The sequence below is a fragment of the Aquiflexum sp. TKW24L genome, from assembly GCF_023502205.1.
Classification (GTDB): Bacteria; Bacteroidota; Bacteroidia; order Cytophagales; family Cyclobacteriaceae; genus Cognataquiflexum.
The window spans coordinates 1-22,219 of sequence record NZ_JAMFLG010000004.1; the positions used below are offsets into that span (position 1 = coordinate 1).

General features: G+C 38.7%; 22 protein-coding genes. 2 read left to right on the plus strand and 20 right to left on the minus strand.

The window, feature by feature from the left end; translation table 11 throughout:
* Positions 1 to 229 precede the first annotated feature (229 nt).
* Together M3O96_RS03830 and M3O96_RS03835 are read left to right on the plus strand one after the other, a co-directional pair.
* Positions 230 to 1,132, plus strand: coding sequence for a cation diffusion facilitator family transporter (locus tag M3O96_RS03830; protein WP_249718925.1), 903 nt, complete (start codon positions 230 to 232; stop codon positions 1,130 to 1,132).
* 371 nt (positions 1,133 to 1,503) lie between these two features.
* The gene (locus tag M3O96_RS03835) at positions 1,504 to 1,983 is read left to right on the plus strand and encodes a thermonuclease family protein (protein WP_249718926.1); all 480 of its coding nucleotides are present in this window, start codon (positions 1,504 to 1,506) and stop codon (positions 1,981 to 1,983) included.
* Between the two features lie 122 nt (positions 1,984 to 2,105).
* Here M3O96_RS03835 and M3O96_RS03840 read toward each other — a convergent pair whose 3' ends face one another.
* The 20 genes from M3O96_RS03840 to M3O96_RS03935 form a co-directional block, all read right to left on the minus strand.
* A complete protein-coding gene (locus tag M3O96_RS03840) occupies positions 2,106 to 2,573 on the minus strand; it encodes a ferritin-like domain-containing protein (protein WP_249718927.1) in 468 nt (155 codons plus the stop codon).
* 378 nt (positions 2,574 to 2,951) lie between these two features.
* Positions 2,952 to 3,521 carry a helix-turn-helix domain-containing protein gene (locus M3O96_RS03845; RefSeq protein ID WP_349630831.1) on the minus strand — a complete coding sequence of 190 codons (570 nt, stop codon included), beginning with the start codon at positions 3,519 to 3,521 and terminating at the stop codon, positions 2,952 to 2,954.
* A gap of 17 nt (positions 3,522 to 3,538) precedes the next feature.
* Positions 3,539 to 3,991 (minus strand): response regulator, encoded by a 453-nt coding sequence (locus tag M3O96_RS03850; protein WP_249718928.1) that lies wholly within the window; start codon positions 3,989 to 3,991, stop codon positions 3,539 to 3,541.
* Positions 3,991 to 7,479 (minus strand): CheR family methyltransferase, encoded by a 3,489-nt coding sequence (locus M3O96_RS03855; protein WP_249718929.1) that lies wholly within the window; start codon positions 7,477 to 7,479, stop codon positions 3,991 to 3,993. Before M3O96_RS03855 ends, M3O96_RS03850 begins: the two co-directional genes overlap by 1 nt.
* Positions 7,480 to 7,668: 189 nt before the next feature.
* Positions 7,669 to 9,462 (minus strand): alpha-amylase family glycosyl hydrolase, encoded by a 1,794-nt coding sequence (locus tag M3O96_RS03860; RefSeq protein ID WP_249718930.1) that lies wholly within the window; start codon positions 9,460 to 9,462, stop codon positions 7,669 to 7,671.
* Positions 9,463 to 9,572: 110 nt separating this feature from the next.
* Entirely contained in the window at positions 9,573 to 10,526 is a 954-nt protein-coding gene (locus M3O96_RS03865; RefSeq protein ID WP_249718931.1) for a YihY/virulence factor BrkB family protein, read from the minus strand.
* Positions 10,527 to 10,821: 295 nt separating this feature from the next.
* On the minus strand, positions 10,822 to 12,081 hold the full coding sequence (locus M3O96_RS03870) for a sensor histidine kinase (RefSeq protein ID WP_249718932.1): 1,260 nt from the start codon (positions 12,079 to 12,081) through the stop codon (positions 10,822 to 10,824).
* A gap of 10 nt (positions 12,082 to 12,091) precedes the next feature.
* On the minus strand, positions 12,092 to 12,403 hold the full coding sequence (locus tag M3O96_RS03875) for a circadian clock KaiB family protein (protein ID WP_249718934.1): 312 nt from the start codon (positions 12,401 to 12,403) through the stop codon (positions 12,092 to 12,094).
* 10 nt (positions 12,404 to 12,413) lie between these two features.
* Positions 12,414 to 12,704, minus strand: a complete 291-nt coding sequence (locus tag M3O96_RS03880) for a circadian clock KaiB family protein (protein ID WP_249718936.1) — start codon at positions 12,702 to 12,704, stop codon at positions 12,414 to 12,416.
* A 7-nt stretch (positions 12,705 to 12,711) separates the two neighbouring features.
* Positions 12,712 to 14,127: a circadian clock protein KaiC gene (gene kaiC, locus M3O96_RS03885; protein ID WP_249718938.1), complete on the minus strand. Its 1,416-nt coding sequence runs from the start codon at positions 14,125 to 14,127 to the stop codon at positions 12,712 to 12,714.
* A 256-nt stretch (positions 14,128 to 14,383) separates the two neighbouring features.
* Positions 14,384 to 14,881, minus strand: coding sequence for a PEGA domain-containing protein (locus M3O96_RS03890; protein WP_249718940.1), 498 nt, complete (start codon positions 14,879 to 14,881; stop codon positions 14,384 to 14,386).
* A 102-nt stretch (positions 14,882 to 14,983) separates the two neighbouring features.
* Positions 14,984 to 15,547 carry a PIN domain-containing protein gene (locus M3O96_RS03895; protein WP_249718942.1) on the minus strand — a complete coding sequence of 188 codons (564 nt, stop codon included), beginning with the start codon at positions 15,545 to 15,547 and terminating at the stop codon, positions 14,984 to 14,986.
* On the minus strand, positions 15,537 to 15,992 hold the full coding sequence (locus M3O96_RS03900) for an excisionase family DNA-binding protein (RefSeq protein WP_249718944.1): 456 nt from the start codon (positions 15,990 to 15,992) through the stop codon (positions 15,537 to 15,539). The genes M3O96_RS03895 and M3O96_RS03900 overlap by 11 nt, the downstream gene beginning before the upstream one ends.
* A 212-nt stretch (positions 15,993 to 16,204) precedes the next feature.
* The gene (locus M3O96_RS03905; protein WP_249718946.1) at positions 16,205 to 16,963 is read right to left on the minus strand and encodes a nuclear transport factor 2 family protein; all 759 of its coding nucleotides are present in this window, start codon (positions 16,961 to 16,963) and stop codon (positions 16,205 to 16,207) included.
* 334 nt (positions 16,964 to 17,297) lie between these two features.
* Positions 17,298 to 18,218, minus strand: a complete 921-nt coding sequence (locus tag M3O96_RS03910; protein WP_249718948.1) for an NAD(P)-dependent alcohol dehydrogenase — start codon at positions 18,216 to 18,218, stop codon at positions 17,298 to 17,300.
* 163 nt (positions 18,219 to 18,381) lie between these two features.
* Positions 18,382 to 19,005: a hypothetical protein gene (locus tag M3O96_RS03915; protein WP_249718950.1), complete on the minus strand. Its 624-nt coding sequence runs from the start codon at positions 19,003 to 19,005 to the stop codon at positions 18,382 to 18,384.
* Positions 19,006 to 19,088: 83 nt separating this feature from the next.
* Entirely contained in the window at positions 19,089 to 19,670 is a 582-nt protein-coding gene (locus tag M3O96_RS03920) for a Crp/Fnr family transcriptional regulator (RefSeq protein WP_249718952.1), read from the minus strand.
* A gap of 201 nt (positions 19,671 to 19,871) precedes the next feature.
* Positions 19,872 to 20,690 carry a hypothetical protein gene (locus M3O96_RS03925; RefSeq protein ID WP_249718953.1) on the minus strand — a complete coding sequence of 273 codons (819 nt, stop codon included), beginning with the start codon at positions 20,688 to 20,690 and terminating at the stop codon, positions 19,872 to 19,874.
* Positions 20,691 to 20,821: 131 nt separating this feature from the next.
* Positions 20,822 to 21,157 (minus strand): hypothetical protein, encoded by a 336-nt coding sequence (locus tag M3O96_RS03930; protein WP_249718955.1) that lies wholly within the window; start codon positions 21,155 to 21,157, stop codon positions 20,822 to 20,824.
* A complete protein-coding gene (locus tag M3O96_RS03935) occupies positions 21,144 to 22,217 on the minus strand; it encodes a Fic family protein (RefSeq protein ID WP_249718957.1) in 1,074 nt (357 codons plus the stop codon). The genes M3O96_RS03930 and M3O96_RS03935 overlap by 14 nt, the downstream gene beginning before the upstream one ends.
* Positions 22,218 to 22,219: the final 2 nt, after the last annotated feature.

The window sequence follows — 22,219 nt, forward strand, 5'->3', positions numbered from 1 at the left end:
GAATATCTCAGGGATGGGTGCAGCCCATCCATAGAAAAATCGAACGAGTATGGAAAGCCCTGAAAGGGCGAAATAACCACATCGTCGAGGACAAAAAAAATTTCCAAAATCCAAAGCCATCATTTCTTCCTTTTTTAAAAATCTCCTATTGACTTCATTTTGTTAATACATACCTTTAAGAAATGAGATTTTTGATTTTTTTCACCATTTGGATGATAATCGAAAAAATATGAACACAGAAAAGCAACTTCTGAAATTCTCGGTTTATGGCGCTTTGCTTTCTGCACTCTTGGCTGTGGTTTGGGGTATTTTCGAAAACTCCAAAATCATCCTTTTTGACGGCATTTATTCCTTGATCAGTGTAGGGCTGTCCATGATTTCCCTCATCACTGCTTCCTTTATGGCTAGACAGGATTTTGACCGGTTTCCATATGGCAAAGAAATGATTGAACCCATCATTATCTTGGGCAAATTCCTTGTCATCACCATCCTTTGTCTTTTTGCTTTATTCTCCGGAATATCGACTTTACTTTCAGGAGGACAAGAGGTCAATGCCGGTTCGGGATCGATTTATGCCTTTATCGCCACTTTGAGTTGCTATCTGGTCCACTTGGTATTGAAAAAGAAACAAAAACACATCCCTTCCGGCCTGATCGAAGCTGAGTCGCAACAGTGGCTGATGGACACTTTTCTCAGCTTGGCTGTATTGCTTGGGTTTTTATTGTCCATCGGATTGGGCTATACCACTTACAGCCATTTGATGCCCTATATGGATCCTCTGATGGTCATTGTGGTATCAGGGTATTTTCTCAAAGTACCGATTACCAATATGGGTTTGCAGATCAGGGAAGTGCTGGATATGAAAGCCGATACCAAATACCTTGATCTATGTCAACAAATCGTGGAAAGTATTGAAAAGGAATACCAATTTCAGGAGTCGTTTTTGAGAGTTTCAAAGTCAGGGCCAAAACTTTTTATAGAAATAGACTTTGTGGTATCACCTGAAGGATGGCAACCTAGCCTTTCGGAACAGGATGGTATCAGGGAAGAAATCCTGACTAAGATGAAACCAATCTCCCTCAAAAAATGGCTGAACGTGGCGTTTACCAATGATAGGAAGTGGGCGGTGTAGACAGCAATCGTCACCCTGAGGAACGAAGGGTCTCCTTGTATTGGTTGTATTGGTTGTAGGGGTTGTAATGGTTGTAATTGTTGTAATTGTTGTCTGCTTCGCGTTGTCGGGTTGCTAGGATATTGGTTAATGGTTGGTTATTTGGTTATTTGGTTAACTGATTCCGTGAAGAATTAGCGGTTTCTCATAATCTTGAACCGATGTTAAAACAATTCTCGTTTCTCGCATCTCGCATCTCGCATCAAATCTCTCGTTTCTCGTTTCTTAGGTCCCTGAGCGAAGTCAAAGGGCTCACCTCTCGCCTCTTAGGTCCCTGAGCGAAGTCGAAGGGCTCGCCTCTTGATTCTTGAAAATTACTGCTACTTTAGCACATGCTCAAAACCCAACATTATCTATTACCCTTACTATTTCTGCTTTTTTCCCTACAGCAAGTCTCCGCTCAATCCAAAGTGAATTGGCACCAAGTTTCCAAAGTCGTGGACGGGGATACTTTTTGGATTGTCAATGAAAATCAGGAAAGAGAAAAAATCCGTCTGATTGGGGTGGATGCACCGGAATCTAGAAAAACTGGAAAAAAAGAAATTGGATACTACGGCAAAGAATCAAAAATCTTTCTTGAACAACTTTTGACAGGAAAAAGGGTGCGGCTGGAGTACGATGTCGGCAAATACGACCGATATAAACGCACCTTGGCTTATGTCTATCTTGAAGATGGCACCTTTCTCAATACCTACCTGATCAAAAACGGCTATGCCTCTGTGATGACTGTTCCTCCGAATGTCAAGCACGCAGATCAATTTGTCAAACTCCAAACAGAAGCAAGGGAGAAAAAACGAGGTTTGTGGAAGTGATTTATCTTAACCTTGATTATTATCAGTACTTTATCTCACTGGAAGTGAAGAGTAGATATAAAGTAACCATTTCAAAAAAAAAACCATCCCGATTTATGGGATGGTTTAGGTTGGTCTAGGAATTAGGCCAAATTCTGATGCAAATCTCTCAATTTTTTGATCTGATTGTGGTCTCCTTTGATAGAAACTCTTTGGTCCATCAGTGTCTGTCTGACATCTACACTCATCTCAGCATCTGAGGCAAAAGCCATATCATATGCTTTCAAAGCTGCATCTTCTCCTGATTCGCAAGATTCCAAAGCACTTGTCCTGTCATTTACCGTAAATACAGATTTGATACTCATCCATGAACGGAAGATTTTGCCTGAAGTCGTAGTCCCGTCTTCCACTTTTCCCCCTAATGACATGATCATGTCACCGAGAACCCTGATATGGTCTCTACTGTTGGAAATCATTTTGGCAAAAAGCATCTTCAAATCAGAATCCTGCACCTCTAATGATTCCATTGCATTTTGATAGCCTTCAACCCTGTCATTATTGATTAAAACAAGGTCATTGAGTGTGCTGATCAATTCTTCTGAATGTGTCATGATATTTTTATTTAATGTTAGAACTATTTATAATTCTATAAGTCCAACATTCAGACCAAGATTTCGATATTCCTTCAAACATGAAAATGCTGTAATATATAACTTGAACTATATAAAAACATCTGCCAAATGAGGTAAAAAGTCCATAGTCGACAGTCCACAGTCCACAGCCGGCAAATTCGGAATTCAATCCGAGAAATGTCGATAGTCGACAGTCCACAGATGCATAAATTGATACGGTTATCCTCTTCTTTGCTAGGGACCCAAAAGGTGTAAGCTTTAGATCAGCTGACAAAATTCAACCCGGATTGAGTTACCCTTGCAGTCGCGGTGAACCGTCGACCACGGTCTTTTGACAAAAAAATATGCCGCAAAACTTCAATCCATATTCAGATTTTTCTTCCTCATCTCTTTCATGTATTTATAAAATGAAGGCGTCAGTCCTGTCACTTTTTTAAACTGATTGGAAAGATGTGACACGCTGCTGTAGTCCAATTGGTACGAGATCTCCGTCAGATTGAATTCATTGTACAACAACATCTCCTTTACTTTTTCGATTTTATTAAAAATGATGAATTGCTGTATGGTGATTCCTTGGACCTCCGAAAAAATATTAGACAAATAGGTATAGTCATACCCTAGTTGTTCGCTGATAAAGTCTGAATAATTTATTCTTGGCAGAGATTCCGATTGGTGGATCATTTTGATGATTTCATTCTTGATCTTATCGATCAAAATGCTCTTTTTATCATCAAGGAGTTCGAGACCGATTTTTTTTAAATTGATCCTCAATGCATCCTTTTGGGAGGAGGTAATTTTTTCTGCAATTTCTACTTCTCCCAGATTGACACTTGAATAGCGGATACCCAATTTATTGAGTTCTTCTTTGACAACCATGATACAGCGCAGGCTGACCATGTATTTGATATGAATTCTAGGGTTTTCCACTTTTTAGAGTTATTTGATTATTCGGCCATCAATAGGAAATTGTCTTTATTGAAAGGCGGGTCTTGGTACACATTGGCATAAACGATGGCTTTTTCCAACACCTTTTTCAATTTTTGAAAATCGTTGGGCTTATGGATATAGACATTGGCACCATTGAGAAAAGTCGCCTCCATGTCATTTTCCGAAGAAGAGGTGGAATAGATAGCAACTGAAATCTCTTTGAATTTTTTGTCCGCCCGGATTTCCTTCAAGCATTCTATCCCGTTTTTTCTTGGCATATTGATGTCGAGAAAGAGGATATGTGGAAGGTTTTCGGTTTTGGCATTATGCAAAAGATGCATGAGTTCGTCACCGTCATTGACCGTATTGACGTAAGCACCGACTTTCAATTCGTCAAAAGCCTCTCTAAACAAGAGTCTATCTGCTTCATCATCGTCTGCTAGTAGTATTTTTATGGATTTTACACTCATTATTTCGCTGGTAAGTAAATATCAAAGATAGTTCCTTTATTTAATTCACTGGTGGCTTCAATGATTCCATTATGGTTTTCGACGATCTTTTTTACGATGGCAAGTCCTATTCCCGTTCCCGGGTAATCATCTTTGCTGTGTAGTTTTTCAAATACTTCAAAAATCTTCTTGCTGTAAACCTGGTCAAATCCTATCCCATCATCCGAAAACCTAATATGGCAATATACATCTTGTTCCAGTTCCTCAACTGTTTTTATTTTTTCTCTTTTAATAATTTTAGAAGAAATAGTGATTTTGACAGGCCTATCAGGTTTGGCAAACTTCAAAGAATTACTAATGAGGTTATTGAATAGTTGTCTGAATTGAAAGGGGATCACGCTTACCTTACACATCTTATTGATAGTAAGGGAGGCTTTTTTTCCCTCTATTACTTCTTTCATTTCCGTCTGTACATCCTTGATAATGTCTTCGAGGGGAAGAGATTCAAATTTCCTTTCAGCAGAATTGAGACTTGTAAAGGTCAACAATTCTTCTATCAGCCTTTGCATCCTATTGGCTGACTTCTGCATGTGCTGAAAATAAACCTTGCCGGAAGCCGATAGGTTTCCTTCCTCTTTTTCAAGTATCCGGTCGGCAAAAGTCTGGATCTTCCTGAGAGGCTCTTGGAGGTCATGACTGGAAACGTAGGCAAAGGCTTCGAGCTCTTTGTTCATTCTTCCGAGTTCATTGTTTTTTTCTGAAAGGGCTTTATTGGACAGGTGAAGTTGATCTGTTCTTTCCGAAACCGCTTTTTCTAGCTTAAGATTATAATTTTTTGTTGCCGCTATGTTCTTGGTATATTCTTCCAATTCCATTTTTTTGGTATGTTCGGCATCGGTGATATCATTGAAGGAAAGTAAGATCAATTGTTCATTATGGCTCTTTTGGATAAGTCGGCTGGCATTGAGCAAAAAGACTTTCTCGCCAATTCTGGGAAAGGTATGTGTGATTTTAAAGCTATTAAATGAAGAATTTTTTGGAATAATACGCTCCAATAGTTCCCTCAGACTTGGAATATTCCATTGTTGCTCTTCCAATTCAAGTAACTTTCTGCCATTAATCTGATCCTCTTTCATCTGGAAAAACCTAAAAAATGAATTGTTAGCTGTCTTTATCCGCAGGTTTTTGTCCAAGATGATCATCGGCTCATGCAGCGTGGCTATAATGGCATTGGAATACTCATAGGATTCATTGAGCAGGTCATTCCTGGTCTGTAGTTCTTGGTTGGTAGTGACGAGCTCCTCGTTGGAAGATTCCAGTTCTTCTTTGGATGTCTCCAGTTCTTCATTTACCGTCTGTAGTTCCTCATTGCTGGATACCACTTCCTCGTTGGCACTTTGAAGTTCCTCGATGAATCCCTCCTGCTCTTGGGCCAGTTCCATGGCATCTTGCTGTGCCGAAACCAGATCTTCCTCGAGCTGAGTGATTTTTTGTTCTTTGAATTCTAAAATTGGTTCCTGACCTGTATCTACACCTTTCTTATGAGGCATTCTTGCCGCCTGATCATGCTGGGAAAAAATCACCAGCATCAAGTTTTCTTCATAATCAAAATGAAGCGGTGCCACCTCGATGCTGATTACAAAATCAATATCATTGATCTTCATTTCAATGCCGCTTTTACGTACAGCTTGATCGGTTTTGATGGATTTTGAAATCAGACTTCTTAAGTGAAATGCCAGTTCTTTTCTTACCAGCTTCAGGATATTCAATGAAGCTTTTCCTGAAAAATGGCTAAAGTATAGATCGGTTTTTCCCCGAAACTGGATGATTTCCATCTGTTGATTGATGATAGCACAGGGAGGAAGATAATTATTGACAAGCAATGCATCAATTGCCTGATCCAGACTCTTACTGGTCTGCAATGAGGTCATTTTGGCAATACCTGATTTGAAATCAGTACTCGCGGGTGGACTAATAGGTGGTGTATCTCCTTTTGGCATTCGGGAAGTCGGTAACGGTAGCGTGCGTCCATCGGCGCTGTTTAATTTTGAATATATTCTATACTTTTTATTGACTTCTGAGAATAGGTTAGGAGAAGCACTGACTGTCTCTGCTTTGCCCAACATCAAATATCCTGTATCATTCAATGCGTAATGGAAAGTATATAAAACCCTTTTTTGCGCTGCTGAATCAAGGTAGATGAAAAGATTCCTGCAGCTGATAAAATCGATCCTCGAAAAAGGCGGATCCTTCAGCACATTATGAGGCGCATAGACACAGATGTCTCGGATTGTTTTGGAAACCCTGAAATTACTGCCTGATTTGGAAAAAAAGCGCTGTAACCTTTTGGGGGACACAGATTCCAATTCACTTTTGGTGTATATCCCAACCCGTGCTTTTTGAATTGCTTTTTCGCTCAGGTCAGTAGCAAACATCTGAATGGGGATATGTTTTTCGGTATTTTCTTGAATTTCAAGAAGCATCATCGCAATCGACAGCGCTTCCTCGCCCGAAGAGCAAGCAGGAACCCATACACGAAAGGTGTCTACATCATTTTTTGATTGTAGGAGCTTGGGAAGAAGGGTGTCTTTCAGGTACTTGTAGGTGTCTGAATCCCGAAAAAAGCTGGTCACATTGATCAGTAAATCCTGATAGAGGATATCCAATTCTTCATTTTTTTCGGCTATAAGGTTGATGTAGCCTTTGAGATCGGTTATTTTATTGAGGAGCATCCTTCTGAGTATCCTTCTTTTGATGGTTCTCATTTTGTAAACCGAAAAATCAACTCCTGTGAATGTTTGAAGGCTTTGGATGATGGCTGCCAAATCCGGATCTTCATCGTCAATCAGGTCTTCTTCCCGTGTCTTGGCAACTGAAATTTTGACAAGAGGATTTTGGCTAAGCCTGTTCAACTCAAGCGCGATGTCTTTGGGAGACAATATAAAATCGACAAAACCGGCAGTAATGGCTGATTTTGGCATGCTGTCAAATTTGGCTGAACCATCCTGGGCAAAAGTAAGTCCTCCTTCCTGCTTGACAGACCTCATGCCATTGGTACCGTCGGTGGCACTTCCGCTTAGGATAATCCCAATTACATTTTCCTTGTGCGTCTTAGACAGAGATGTAAACAGGATGTCGATAGGGAAATTAAATTTTGGACTTTCAGGTCTTGGGGATAAAATAATATGGTCATTCTCTACAGTAATTTCCTTATCGGGTGGAATGATGTAAAACGTATCCGGCTTGATCTGAACCTGATTTTTGACTTCGCCAACCTCCATTGTGGTAATCTTTGCTAATAATGGGGTCAGCATACTCTTATGATCCGGACTGAGATGCTGTACAAAAATAAAAGCCATTCCGGTGTCGGGGGCCAGATACTTCAACAATTCAGAAATGGCTTCCAGACCTCCTGCCGAAGCACCAATGGCTACAATCGGAAATTCATTCTTTCGATTAGTTTCTGATACTGCATCCTTTTCAATTGTCGTTTTTTTGAAATTTCCCATGCCTTTTTGTTTTGAAGAATGAAGCATTGATGCTTAAGCGAGACGTAATTTATATTAGGGAGACTCTACAGGATTAAGGTACTATTTAAATGGTCTAAATCCGAATGAAGATTACTATTGGGAGAAAATACTCAATTCCTTTAGTATAGATTGAGTTTTTATAGCTGATAATCAATTAAATATACGCCATTACCTGATCAAAATAATTCCTCCAAAAGCCGGGATATCCAGCTTTACAGATCTTGGCTTTTTTTCAAATGGACCTTGGGCCGAAACAGACATATTCTCTGTCCCAGCGAAATCTTCATCATAACCTTTCCAACCACTGTTAAATTTCACATTCCAACTGCCCTCTAGGGGAACACCGAGTTGGTAATCAGTGTATGTCTCATGTGAAAAATTAAGTACCACGATCACGGGACGGTCTTGATGATCGATATGCGTCCTGCTGTATGCCAAAACCAAAGTATCTTGGTTGAAATGCAATGTTTCTGTCTGCTGACCTGTCAATCCTACTGTAGCTTCATCCCGGCCATTACGCATCCGGATGAGATCTTGGTACATCCTTGATATGCCGTTGAATTCAGCCTGTCGCCCCCAATCCAAAGGCTCCGTATCTGTAAAAGATCCATAAGTGATAAATTCCTGTCCTTGAAATATCATGGGAATCCCCGGGGCCGTCATGAGCGTGATGGCACCCAAAGTGGATTTCTTCTTGGCAAATTCGCCATCCGCCTCTCCGGGTTGAATTTCCTCAGGCAGTCTCGCGGATCCATTAGCCACTTCGTCATGGGATTCGGTGAATATCACCCTTTGGAAGACGTCATTGTTGAAGGAAAGGAACAATGATTCGACCACCAACTGGAGGTTTCGGTGCTTGTCTTCTATTTCAAGTAGAACACGTCGAATGTGGTTGACAAATCCCAAACCCCATTGGGTATGGAATCCAAGTCCATTCAGCTTGATATCCGAAGTGACAATAGGATCTGCTTTGAGGTCCTCAGCGATCAGGATTTTGCCTGGAAATTTAGATCTGAGCTCCCCGTTAAGTTGCTGCAGAAAACGATATCCTTCCTCTAAAGTGGCATTATTTTGTGGGTCCTCATTTTGCATAAAACGGATGACCGCGGTGGCATCAAATCGTAACCCATCACATTGGTAGTCGTCAAGCCACATCAGTGCGTTGTCCCTGATGTAGTTTCTTACCTCCTTCCTTCCATAATCAGGTCGGTTTTCACCCCAAGGGGTTTTGGCTTTGTAATCATTGTAAAAATATATTCCCCCAAGGTCATTTTCCTGCCAACCGTCAAACTGCCAAAGATCGATATCAGATGGTCCAAAATGGTTGTACACCACATCCATAATGATGGCGATACCCCTGGTATGTGCTTCAAAGATAAAATGCTTCAGCCCATCCGGTCCACCATAGGCAGATTCTACTGCAAAAGGATGGGCAGGATTATACCCCCAAGATTGGTCTCCTGCAAATTCCATCACGGGCATGATTTCTATGGCGGTGATACCAAGGTCTCGCAGGTAATCTAACCTTTTGGCTGCCGTAAAAAAATCACCTACCTCCCCTTCATTAAGCCCTTCCCTATTGAATGTCCCGATGTGCATCTCATAGATCACCAATTTATTGAAAGAAGGAAGCTGAAAGTTGTGGTTTTCCCAATCTTTTCTGAGGTTGATCACCACAGAATTGCCAACACTGTTGGTTACTTTCCTGGCATAGGGATCGTTTTTGGTGATTTTATTATCGCCGTTGTAGATGACATATTTATACTCGGCACCTTCTCCTGCCTCATCCACATGGACAGCCCAATAGCCCCCGTTTTCATGTTCTAATGGGTATTCATCCTCTTTCCAATCATTGAAACTGCCCATCACAAAAACACTGTTGGCATTGGGAGCCCAAACTCTAAAAGTCACACCATTATCTCCAACAATGGCGCCCATCCCCAGATTGCCTATCCTATCCATACCTTAATTTTTTGTAAAATATTTAGAAAAAATGTTTTTACTTGATGAAAATACTAAAATAAGATAAATTAACTCATTGTAAAATATTTTTCAATGGCTGGCTTCAATTATCAATCTTCGGTGGGAATATCCTCATTTCCCTTTTCTACGATGATTTCTTTATCGACGACTTTCATCGCAAAATCCGAAGGATGAACTGTATCCTCATATTTCTCCGCATAGACTCTTGTAAATGAAGCACCATAAAATAAAATCAAACAGGAATAGGACACCCAAAGTAAAATCAATACCACCGAACCCGCAGCACCATAGGTCGAACCCGGATCTGCTGCACCAAAATATAAGCTAAGCAAAATCTTACCCAGATTGAACAATATCGCTGTCAAAAAACCTCCCAACCACACCGACCTCCACTTGATCTTCATGTCAGGCATAAACCTGAATATCAACACAAACAAAAGTCCGATCACAAAAGTGGACAAAGCAAGCTCGAAAAATTGAGCTATATACACATATGACGGCTCCCAAAGTCTAGAAAGAAATCTAGTCAAAACCGTCAGCGCTGTGGACACTACAAAGCTGATCAACAGCAAAAAAGCAATGACCATCACAAAAGCAAGGCTTAAAGCCCTGTCTTTGACCAATTTCCACCATCCGGCATCAGGGTCTACTTTGACGCTCCAGATTTCATTCATTGAGATCTGAAGCTGGTAAAATACTCCTGTCGCACCAAAAACCAATATGGCAATTCCCATGATGGTGGCAAAAACTGTCCTTTTATCCTCACTTGAATTTTCGATGATCGCGACTACAGACTCTGCAGCACCAGGGCCTATTGCCTCTGAAATCTGATCTGTGATTTCGCCCTGTACGATCTCCTCTCCCCAAAATGCCCCAACAGCATTGATGATCAAGATAAGCAACCCGGGCATGGACAATACTGCATAGTATGCCACTACTGCACCCAATCTCCAAGGATTATTGGCATTCCAAAGTTTGGCCGCATCCCATAATAGCATGGGGAGGTCTTTAATCTTAAAATTTTTTGCTAATAGTTTTACCACTGTAGGTCTTGATTTTAAAGGCCAAAAAAATATATTCCGGCCATCGGCTTCTAATAGCCGCATCTTTTTAATGCATTAACCGTGCCTTTATGGAAATTTGGGTGAATAGTAGTGTGAGGTAGCTAAAATGAAAAATCCCGTAATTAGTATATTGTTTCGACTCTTTACCAATTACCAAATATTCTATCTCAAATTAGAAGCCTAGGTATGCTTCTCATAATGAGAATCTCAATGGACTTTTATTGTAAGTTTTCAAAAAAATTTATCTGCGCTACATGTGCAGTGATAGTGTGAATTAGTCTTCTAATGCTGTAGGAATAAAAATATCAAATGTGGTGCCTATGTTTAATTTACTGTTGGCTGTAATAATTCCGCCATGGTTTTCAACAATTTTCTTCACGATGGCAAGTCCAATGCCTGTGCCCTTAAATTCAGCTTGTTCATGAAGTCGGAAGAATATTTCAAATATTTTTTCACTGTATTCCGGTTCAAAACCGATGCCGTTATCAGAAATAGAAATGTGACAATAACTTACTTGAGGTGAAAGTTTGGCATTGTCAAATGCCATGCCTTTGGCTATTTTACTTTTGATTATGATTAACGGCCTTTGCGCAGGATTAGAAAATTTCAATGCGTTGCCAATCAAATTGTACATGAGTTGACGAAACTGGAAAGGGATAATATGGACACTACTGAGTTTCTTTGCCTCAATGATAGCTTTTTTATCCTTTATTTCATCTTTGAGTTGATCCTTTACTTCATCAATGATTTCTTTTAGGTGGGTGTATTCCAATTTGCCTTCCGTAGAATTGGTGCGTGAGTAGTCAAGTAAATCCTGAATAAGTACCTGCATTGAATTTGCGGCATACTGCACCCTGTTCAAATAGTCTTTTCCCTTATCTGATAATTGAATTCTTTCTTTGTCGATGATGTAGGAGATCAAAAGTTGGATTTTGCGCAGCGGCCCCTGTAAATCATGACTGGTAATGTAAGCGAATGTGTGAAGTTCACTGTTCAATTTTTCTAATTCAGCGTTTTTAATCTTTAATATTTCTTCTTCTTTCTTTTTTTCGGTTAAGTCGGTGATTATCATACCGACCGTTGGGATTGTTGGAAATAAGGATGTGAGCGATATATAAACAGGAACTTTCAAATCGGCAATCGATAAGAATATTTCACCTTTCGCTTGTGCGGTTAAGGCTGTTTTAAAAAGCTCATTGAATGTTTCTATTGATTCAGGATGTATATATTGATAAAAAGAATTTCCAATTACGTCTTCATAGGAAAGGTTTAAAAGCTGGGGAAAAAAATTGTTGGTGTAAACAATCAATCCCTCTTCCGTTAAGTTAAGTGCACCTTCACCAAAATTTTCAACCAACAATCTATAAGCATAGTCTACTGTTCGAAGTGTAAAAATTTCGGATTGGTTATTGGTCTTCAATGCAAAGGCATCTACTTCACCTCCTTTGATGGCTTCAATTAGCTGCTCGTATTCATCCAATCGGCTTTGTAACTCTTCGATTTTTAATGCTGATTGCTTGGCGGATAATTTCATTTCTAAAAAGTTATTTCTTGATTTTAATGCCTAATGATTGCAATACCTTTTTGGTATCGGATAATGTTCCTATCAAAGTTTTTTTAGGCAACGGTGATTTTTTCAGAAGTGAAGGACTAAACACGATATGTTGTTCTGAAGCAAGCTTTGGGTCTTTGTATATATCTACAATCTCCAGTTCAAAAGAATCTTTTAAATATTTGTCACACAGCCACTTAAGGTTATCAATAGCCTCCATGGATTTCTGGGACATGCCTGAAATATAGAGTGTCAACACCAAATTCTCTTCGACAATAAATTCATCCGCTGTGGGTTCTTTCATGGTAAGATAATTAAAGTGTTACCGGACGGATATTTAAGCCAACCAAAACTTTCTCCTCATTGGAAAGGTCTCCTATTATCTTTCTTAAGGGTACAGGAACTTTTCGCACCAAAGTGGGTATGGCAAAAATCTGATCCCCTTCAGCCAACTGTGGATTTTTCAAGAGGTCAACCACCTCGATGATATATTTGCCTTTCAAATGATTCTCACAATATTTAGAGATATTCTTCAAGGCAAGTACTGAATTGGGCGTTTGTCCTGCTATATACAAACGCAATTCCCATTTTTCTTCTTTTGGCATGTGCTTTTTATTTTTTGTTTGGAGAAGTAAATTGGAATCCTTTCCCTGAAATAATAAAATCATGTTGGTTGTTTGAGTGGCCCATACCCCTCGATTTTACGATACGCAGGCTCCGTACCCTTTCATTGTTAAGTGCTTCGTTCCTCAGATCTATCCATGTGTCTGCAAGAGAAGAAACAGTGTCAATGGTAGAATTATTGAATTCTGATTGACCATCATAGGTGAGCGAAGTAAACAATGCGTTGACCTGCTTTTTTTTGAGTGTATCCATTAACCTCACTAACATTGCCCGTACTTCATTGGTATTACCGATTGTGATCAAGCTGCTGATGGGGTCAATGATTACAGTACGTGGTTTTAGCTCGTCCAATAAATTATGAAGAACCATCAGGTGCAATTCCAAACCTTGGAGCGAAGGCCGTGACGCTTGAATGTGGAGTAGTTTTGATTTGATAGCTTGCTCAAAATCAATTCCGATTGTAGCCATATTCCTTACCAATTGGTCAGGCGATTCTTCAAAGGAAAAAAAGAGCGTGGGTTCATTTCGTTTGCAACTGCTCATCGCAAAATGACCTGCAAGAATTGTTTTTGAAGTGCCAGCATTGCCGGTAATGAGTGTGCTGCTTGCACGATAAATTCCCCCAGTCGAAAATAACTTGTCCAATCGAGGTAATCCTGAAGAGATAATTTCTGTTGGTGATTTATAATCTAATTTGAGTGATGTAACCGGGAGAACTGAAATTCCATTTTCGTCTATGAGAAAGGGGTATTCATTTGTACCGTGTGTGCTGCCCCTATATTTGACGATACGCAATCTGCGTGTGGCAATCTGTTCTATCACCCGAAAATCAAGAAGTATCACGCAATCGGATACATATTCTTCCAAACCCTGTCTCGTCAAAGAATTATCACCTCTTTCACCTGTGATTACGGTCGTTACGCCTTTGTCTTTGAGCCAGGTGAATAACCTGCGGATTTCAGAACGGAGCAATATCATGTTTTCCATGCCTGAAAACAGGGATTCGATGGTATCAAGCACTACCCTTTTGGCACCAATGGAATCAATGGCATAATTGAGCCGGATAAATATCCCTTCCAAATCATACTCACCGGTTTCTTCTATCTCTGATCGTTCAATGCGCACATGGTCAATGCGTAGTTTTTTTTCTGCCTGTAATTTTTCAAAATCAAAACCCAATGACTCAAAATTCTGTGTGAGGTCTTTTGCGGATTCCTCGAAAGTCATGAATACGCCCGGCTCGTTATACTCGGTAATCCCTTTCACAAGAAACTGCGCAGCAAATAACGTTTTACCACAACCGGCACTCCCGCAAATAAGTACAGGGCGCCCTTTGGGGAATCCGCCATTTGTGATTTCATCAAGTCCGCTTATTCCAGTGGGAGTTTTAAGCAATGTTTCCATTTTGTATGGCAATGAGAAAATATAATTCTTCTTAAGTAAAAAATATTAACTGAAAGGTAATATAAAAAGGTGAGATTAAGTGAAACCTAGATTTAAATTGTAAAGCCTAATGTTTTATTTATCAATAAGTTGCAAAGACTATACAATCACATTCTTGGGGCTCCAAAAAAGCGGGGGAGTATTGGAATGTTAGGATTCATGTTATCCTTGGATGATCCGCTTCCAAAATCAAAAATTTACTGCAATTGATCGGTCCTTAACTTTCGAGGATTTTCTTTTTTTCTATTTCAAATTCTTCTTGGGTGATCACACCTTCATCTAGCAATTTTTTTAATTCCCTCAGTTTATCAGCTTTGGTTTTATCCAGACCACTTGGGATGGAATAGTAGTTAGTATCAAGCCCTCCGACAGCAGGCTGAAGCGTATAGGTCCTAAATGGCTTGTACTTCATGATCCAAAGGAAAGGAACCAACAAAAATAATCCTCCGATCAAAGCGCCCACATCCAACTCCTCATCCCTTGAAAAAGAAGTATTGAAAGGGTTATATCCTTCTTTTTCCAATTTGACCAAGGTCGAACTGCCGACTACTTTGGTATCGCGGTAGGCATAAGGAGTATTCCCCATGTACTCCCCATTCATATACAGCTTGGCATCAGATGGATTAGATTGGATCATGGTCGTGCTGGCACAACTCGCAAAGAAAATAGCAACAGCCAAGAAAAGGGCAACTGATCTGAGATAGGTGAACCTCATAATAAATTAAAATTTAGTTTTACAATATTAAGGTGTATTTTTAAAAGTACAAGGGAAGGAGGGCAAAAAGTTTGGGGTACGTAGGACTTCAGTTTGCCTATTTCACAACAAAGCATGTAGATAGTTTGCAGAATCAATCAACCCATTTTTTCTCAATCTTTCTAATATTTCAAATACATCAAGATTCGGGTTTGTCCTATTCAATACCATAGTTCTAAAAGCTTCCAATGCAAGGTTATTATTAAGATCAATAGTATCTGTAATAAAGTCATCAGCAGTCTTTGCTGTTATGCCAAAGCTTGCCAAGTATGCTGCGGGGAAGTCCTTTATGTTATTCGTAACAATGATGTTGGCATTTGTTTTTATGGCTGCGGCTAATACATGTCTGTCTTTTTCATCAGGCAATTCCAAAGAGTTAACCAGAGGTTCATAATTATCAACCAATGCATCCGGAAAAGCAAGTTGCGCTTTTTTCAATCTTTTTTTGATCTCTTCGTCAGGAATCCCCTTTCGTAGCATTACGTTTTCCCATTCATTAAAAATATGATTACTCCATTTTGGTGTAAAAAGGTCGTAAGAGGCAAACCAAAACAGAAGATCCCTGATATCAATAGGATAAATTACATTGGTATCAAGAACACAAGTAAATCGAACGCTATGAATCATATATCCCAGCTTCTTCGTCAGCCTTCATGATTTCTATAAGCAACTGCCGTTGTTCGGCTTTCATTTTTCTTTTATAATCAAGGATATCTTGGTATTTGATTCTTCGATGTCTGCCAATTTTCGTAAAGTTGATTTCTCCGTTTTCAAGTAGCTTTACCAAATGTGGTCTCGAACATCCAACCATTTCGGCCGCTGCCTGAGTAGTAATTTCAGTTGCGATAGGAACGATAGATACCGGTTTACCTTGACTGGTTTCTTTTAGGATTTTAGCTAGCAATCGCAATGCTTTCAGAGGAATCTTAATTCTCTGGCTATTTTCTTCAATTTCAATCTCAAGGTAATCAGAATGGATTTGGTCCAATAAAAGGGCAAGAGAGCCATAGGATTCCAAGGCTACTTTTTGCTCTTCTTTAGAAGGTCTTTCAATGTTATAAATTTCGTTCATGGCATTTGCTTTAATGGGTAAATATACGAAATATTCGAAACCGTGTTCGTTTGTTTTGATTAATTAAATAAAAGAGAACGTTTTTCCGTATTCTGCTGTGGGGGATTTCGGAGCACAAAACTGTCAAAACATCTCAAAAGTTGATGCGAGATAGGAAGTTTAATTAACCACGTCACCTGCCATTGAGCAAAACGCCTGTAACCACACGTTTTTTATTTTTCTTTTATAGCTTCTTCTATTAATTCTCCATTTTCATAAACGGCCATTTTTTCGACTTTCCCTCTATTTTTTATAAACTTGATTTGAACATTATTCTGGTTTAAATAGAATGTGTCCTCAGTTTCTGCAAGCATATCATTGCTCCACACTTCTTTTTCATCCACCAAATCCATTATTTTAAGAGTTTTTCCTTCTTGTTTGATGTTAATCATTCTGTCAGAGGCTTGATAGTTTCCCTCGTATTGTTCAAGAATTTCATCATCAAGCTGAATTTTACCGTATGGAATATGATTATAACTTATTGTTCTTGCCAGTTTCCATTCATTATTGTCAAACCTCCAGATACATGTGAATTTAGCTTTTGAAATAGGTTTACTGGTATTCTCATCTATTACGAGGTGAAAAATATGTTCTCCATTTTCAATAGCTCCATAATTATTAATAGGGTATATTTCAAGACTCTCATTTAGGATTACCCTTTTAATTTGCTGTCTTTCTCTTTGTTCTCCACAAAACAAGCTCATTGACTCCATTTCGCTTGCTTTAGAAACTGTTAAGCCTTGTTTGTCGTGATAGAATTCATAGTCAAAGGCTAAAAAAGATTCGTACTTCTTAAGGTCACATTCATTCAGGGCTTTAAAAAAGGTATAGTCAAGCTTTGAAATAGTATCAAATAATTCTCCACTTTTTTGAGCAAAGCTTTCTACGCAAATTATGAAGGTGAATATAGCTATTAGTCTTAATCGCATCATTTTTCAAATGTGTGGTAACGATTGTATATCAACTTGACTTGTTGATATCTACCCAAATCCGGCTGCTATCAACAAAATTATTTCTATTTTTAAAATACCTAAACTTAATTTCTTTTAGTTAGATATCCTAAGAGTCATGTTCGGGAAAAAGTCGGAATTTATGCCTTTACCCCAATCCTTTATTTGCTGACCTTACCCGCACCTTCGTCCAAAGCGAGGAAACAATCAGTCCGATCATAAAGGCGGAAATGTTAGCTTCAAACTTAAAAAAAATGAAATTTGAAACACTGAACCTCCAATATTGAAAATCCCGCTTCTGTGGATGGTGTTCTTGTCATTCACCTATTTTAATCACGACATTTCCTTTCTTTCTCCCGATATCGACATACCTGTGGGCAGCTACTATTTCATTTATGGAATAGGTCTTGTCAATAGTTGCTTTGTATTTTCCTTTTTCGAATAGCTCCCGTAAAAATTCCAATTGTTTGATATCTTCTGATGCCATATCAAAACCTTCAACCGACTTAAAAATCCCTCCATGGTTTAACAAATGTCCACACTGCCTTTTCGTGATTTTGCCCACTGCATCAAAAATAACATCAAATTTTTCAGCAGTTTTTGTAAAATCTTCTTTGTTGTACAAGATGATTTTATCAGCACCAAGGTCTTTGACAACTTCTTGACCTTGTTCGCTGCAGACGGCAGTAACTTCGGCTTGATGGTATTTTGCTATTTGTATAGCCGCTGTTCCTACAGCCCCTGTTGCCCCGTAAATCAATATTTTTGAGTTTGCTTTTTTTGAAACATTTGCTTTTTCTAAAAAGTAATAGGCAGTCTGACCTCCGAAACAAATTGCCGCTGCCTCTTCAAATGTGGCGTTGGTTGGCTTTTTGACAACAACACTTTTATCTGACACCGCTATATAAGCTGCATAGGTGCCAAATTTAAATCCTGTGACACCATACACTTCATCAGCAATTTTAAAACTGCTTACATTTTTTCCTGTTTGCTCCACAATGCCGGCAAACACAGTCCCCAAAATAGGTTTACGTGGTTTGGAAAAACCAAGAACCAAACGCATGACTGTTTTCATAAAGCCTTTCACATCAAGCGCTCTAACCCTTACATCTCCGGAGTTGACGGCAGTGGCCACTATTTTGACAAGGATCTGATTGTCTTTGGGTATCGGTTTAGGAACATCCTGAATTTGCAAAACTTCAGGGGGTCCGTATTTGGTGCATATGACTGCTTTCATTTGATCATGATAATTTTAAAGGTCATTTATGTAGGCAATTATACAATAAGATTTGACAACCATGATAATTCTTGTCTGAGGACTGAAATGCCCGGCACATCGTTCTTCCATCCCGATTGAAGAAGAATAATGGATTACAGGCAAAGAAGCTTATATCCACATATTAAAGATTATACCCAAAATGCAGTCCAAATTCAAACGTGTATTTTGGCCACTTGTCATCTTGTTGTTTAAACCCATCAGGCATTTCAGTATGATAAGGACGGCCGGCAAACCCAAGTGATGGTTCTATAAAAAACCTATCTTTAAAGAGTTTGATGTGATAGCCAACCCGATTCGTATTGAATATTTGGAAACCGTTGTCAATTTTTACTCCGTTATCATTCACAAATGTTTGCCACATTGGCATGACATGTACTGCCATGTATAGACCTTTCCAAAAAAACCGTTGATAAGCAAGGCCAATCCCATAATCTCTTATGTATCCGGGAAATTGTTCTTCAGGTGTCCCGTAGGCCTGATTAAATATTGGGTTGATACCAAGTGGCCAGGCATATTTCCAGGTGATGAGTTCAAGGGAAATTACATCCTTTCCTGTAATGCGATAGCCTAGATTAAGTTGAACGAATTCAGGGCTGTTTGTACTCGCAAAATTGCCCAACAAAAACAAGGTACTTCCCACAAAATGCTTTTTGTAAGTACTGTCCTGTTTGTCATACTGTGCTTTGACCTGTTGGCTGCCTGCTAAAATTAAGGCAAGTCCAATCCATAAAATTTTCTTTTGCATATCTTTTAAATTGAGGTTAATCGATAATGCAAAGGTGGATGGACAATAGACTTCAAATCGTTCACTTAAGTGAAGAAATGAAGCTACGCTTTACTTTTTTCTAAGATTCTTGCTCTTAATCTACTCAGTGATTGTGGTTTTATACCTAAGTAACTTGCCAATTGGTTTTGTGGCACTCGTTGGATCAGGTCCGGTCTGTTTTTCAGTAGGTTCAGGTATCGTTGTTCAGGTGATGAAGTCTTAAACTCGTCAAAATTGATTTGGTGTTTGGCCAAGGTTTCTTCTGACAATATCCTACACATCAAATCAAATTTTGGGGATTTGGTAAAAATTTCAACATTCCTATTTGGGTTTCCAACCGTCAGGATGGTATTCTCTTCACAACTTATAAAATATTCAGATGGAGCATTATTGATGACACAATGGGGTGTCAGAGATTCCATTTCTGTAAAAAAGGCGGTGGTTTTTTCTTCACCATTGATGATGTAATATTTCCGTAAACATCCTTTTAGGATAAAATAAACATCTTGCGATTTCTGTCCTTCTTTAAGTAAAATAGTCCCCTTCTTGACAGTGCGGAATATGTCCAAGGAAAGCATTGCCTCCTTTTCATCCTCAGTCAGAGAAATGTATTTTGATATAAAGTCAAATAGTAGATCCTGCATTGTTGTATGATGATGTTATTGTCGTCTGATACGCTTTTCATCAATGGACTGAACTATATGCAGTTACCGACTGCGAGCGGTTTTCCTGTCGAGCCGCACTTCCATTGTTGCGGACTACACGGCTTGTTGTCAGCACGGAAACGGCAATTGACATATAGTTTTTGTTAACTCCATGCTTTTCTCTGTCAACAGGTTTGAAATTTATTCTGGCTGTTTGCCATAGTTCAAAAGTTTAATATGAGGTACATTTCCAAAATTATATGTTTTTGATTTTAATTCCTTTTGAAGTTTTTCTCGTGTCAATCCAAAAACATTTGAGAGATAATGAAAATGAGGCTGATTCTTTCCTAACCAAATTTCATCTCCATTTAAACTTTTATAAGTTGCAAAGAAACAATGCCAAATATCTCCTTTCTCAATTATTTTACCAACAGTGACTTTTCTATGCTGTATTACTTGTTTAATTTGGCCTTTAGTCAATTCTGTATTGCCATATATTTCAACATCACCATCTTCTTTAATTAAACTTGCATACGGCATTTTTGTGGCGTCAATCCCATTAGGAGAGAATTCTGATTTATACTGACTATAATTGAATCCATGTTTCCCATGTGCTTCAAAAATAAAAGCAAGTAAAATCATAGGGGTTATTTCAATCCCTTTTAGTAATTGAACTTGGTCATTTTTTTTATTGGTTTCCAAGAGTTTTAAAAGATTTACAGGAATTTGTGTTTTTAATATTTCATCTTTTTTTTTAACCCATAAATCGATTGATTTATTATATATCTCCATACTAGATTCAGATGGGGTTTTTTCTCCTTTTATCTCGTCCAAAGGAATTCCTCCAAGAACCATTTTGTTAACGATAAAGAAGTCGCCAAAATATTTGATTGGATTTACAGATTCAATATCATCATCTTCGCTGAAACGAAACAATAACTGTCCTGTCTTTTTGTCTAATATTTGTTGAAATCGCATTGTCTGTTTTTCAAGTTTGGAGGTAACGATTAGTATCAACATGACTTCTTGATATCTACCCAAATCCGGCTGCTATCAAACCTATTATTACTATTTTTTATTACCTAAACTTAATTCCTTTTAGTTGGATATCCAAAGGATCATGTTCGGGAAAACAGTCGGAAAATATGCCATTACTCCGATCCTGTGTTTGTTGACCTCACCCGCATCTTCGCCCAAAGCGAAGTAACAATCAGTCCAATCATAAATGCTGAAATTCCGGTGATAAGTAGGTCCCACTTATCCGTGATGGCTCCAATGGATAACCTCAGGTAAACCACCACAGCACTGACCAAAAGGCAAACAGTCCAATGGACCATTTTATTGAAAAGGCTTTTACCCGGTACAGTTACCTTTGGCAGCCTTAGTATAAAATAATACACCAACATCAATCCAATCACCCCACTCAAAACTTCGATGAGAAGCGAAAAAGACAGATAACGGCCGGTACTCAGATTACTCTTTATCATTCAAAACATAAATGGTTCCTTTTCCTTTTCCAATCATAGTCAGGACTTGTTCATCTCGCAAATATTGTAAATCCTTTTTCAAAGTACTCAAACCTATTTCGGGGAATTCCTTTGCCAAATCGCTTACTTTGACAGGCATACTGTCTTTAACAAAATCTTTTATCATTTTTTGTCTATCGTTCAGATAACCACCTTTGGATTTGAATACGTCATATTTCTGTTCCAATTTTTCGGTAAGTGTTTTCAAACTTTCTAAGAAGAAAATCAACCATTTGTCAATACTTTCCTGTTCTGTTCCCCTGTTTTTTTGCCCTGTCATTAAGACCTCATAATAAGCTTTTTTATTTTGCTCGATATGATTTTCAAATGAAATATATTGAATAAAAACATAATCGTTTTTTAACAGACAAAGCGTGGTAAGTAATCGGGACAACCTGCCGTTTCCGTCCTGAAACGGGTGTATACTCAAAAAATCGTAAATAAAACTACCGATAACAATAAGTTGATGAATGCTTTTTTGTTCTAATTGTTCGTTTGTCCATTCAACTAATCCCTGCATTTCTCCTGATACCAATGCGGGTTCGGTGGTTGAAAAAATTGTTCGCTGTTCACCTGTCGGATAGGTAGCTACAACTTGGTTTGAAAGAAACTTGTAAGAACCTCTATGGCGTTCGTCCTTATTACTGTATTTGAGCAACATTTGGTGCAGTTGCTTGATATAGCTTTCTGAAAGTTTTATATCAGGATAGTTGTCATAAATGAGTTCCAAAACTTCATAATACCCGACTACTTCCTGTTCATCACGGCTCTTCAGTTTTGTTATTTTAATGTCTTTTAGAAGTTCTTGCACTTCTTTGTCAGTAAGTGCTGCCCCCTCAATCCTTGTAGAAGAACCAATACTTTCAATGGTGGCAATTTTTCGTAATTCTTTCAGATAACGGTTTTCCTGTTTTTCGGCAATATTCCATTTGCCTTTAAAACCGTCAATGTAACCAATAAGCTGTATGACCCTTTGGGTTGTGGTAAAATCAAAATTGAGCTTTTGAATAAACTTATCCATAT